Below are 1,199 nucleotides of genomic sequence, written 5' to 3' on the forward strand. Positions count from 1 at the left end.
TTGTAAATATATATATTTACTTTTTTTAATTAATGTAAATATATGAACGTGTTGCAAAACGCATAACGAATGCATAAATGCACATAAAAAATCCACCACCTTGGAAATCATATACAGTGATCAAAAAAAAACAACTCTCCAAGGGGTGGACACTATTATGATTTCCAATTGGAACAGCGAACATGCATGGACTTATGAAATTGACCCAATTTTAGAAGCATTATTTCGGTATATCGACTCGCTATCATTGCCGGAAACACCGTATGTGACAGGAAGACGGCCGGTGTCGAAAAAATCGTTGTTGAAATGTTTCTTTTTGAAAACCTATTTTTCCATTGATTCCTTGCGAAAATTAGTGCGCATCCTGCAGCGTTTTCGCTGTTTTCAACGGGCCTGTGGGCTTGGTGAAGTCCCTCACCTTTCTACGTTTTCCCGTGCGGCGAAGTGGTTCCGGGAACAAGGATTTCCTGTTTTTCATGCACAGCTGCTCAAAGAGATTGAACGAGTATTTAATGAGTTAAAGAGTGACGGGTTGGAACAGCCAAGATGGTATGGATTTCATCGATATGTACTGCATGTGTTATGTTGCATCCTTATACATAACTTCGAGTTTTTACTCTAGTTTTGCAACACCATCTTGTTAGAGAAAAGAATAAAAATTAAAATATTTTAATAACTTTTGTATTAATCTATACTTAACAAGTAAAAGGGAGTTCTTTAAATGGAATATATATACTTACTTGTTTTACCAATAATAGGTGTTTTGTGGTTTTTAAATTTAGCAAGCTTTTTAAAAAAATTTACACAGTAATGGAAACACACTTAATCAAACAATACTAGGTGCCGTATTAACCTTTATCTTTACTTTTCTATTTATGTACGGGTTTTTAGGAACGCATTAATTATTCAAACACCTCCTGTACAAAAAGGATCGAACTACCCCCACTTACCGGCTAATGGACGATGGAAGTGGGGGATTCTTGTTTGTTTCCTTTGGCCGTTGTTGCTCAAAGGAAACAAGCCGCCCTCCTCTGTTCAACAAGGGAAGTAGCCATATAGGGATGTCCAAAGTGTCCCTTACGGAGGACACTATATGCCTGCTAATACAGCACATATAGAAGGTACACCATCTTCCCTCGTAGGCATCCAAAGAATTCATTGCAATACACCATGTTAAAGCTCACATTTCGCACCCTCCC

At 37.5% G+C, this 1,199-nt stretch carries 1 protein-coding gene; it reads left to right on the plus strand.

What is annotated here, in order from left to right:
• Positions 1–157: 157 nt before the first annotated feature.
• Positions 158–622, plus strand: a complete 465-nt coding sequence (locus I656_RS00200; protein WP_033006966.1) for a transposase — start codon at positions 158–160, stop codon at positions 620–622.
• The last annotated feature ends 577 nt before the right edge of the window (positions 623–1,199 follow it).

Origin of the sequence: Geobacillus sp. WSUCF1, assembly GCF_000422025.1 — a bacterium.
In the GTDB taxonomy this organism is placed as follows: Bacteria; Bacillota; Bacilli; order Bacillales; family Anoxybacillaceae; genus Geobacillus; species Geobacillus zalihae.

Excerpts from the sequence above, each read along its gene's own strand:
- I656_RS00200 (WP_033006966.1), top strand. The coding sequence starts at position 158 with ATGATTTCCAATTGGAACAGCGAACATGCATGGACTTATGAAATTGAC.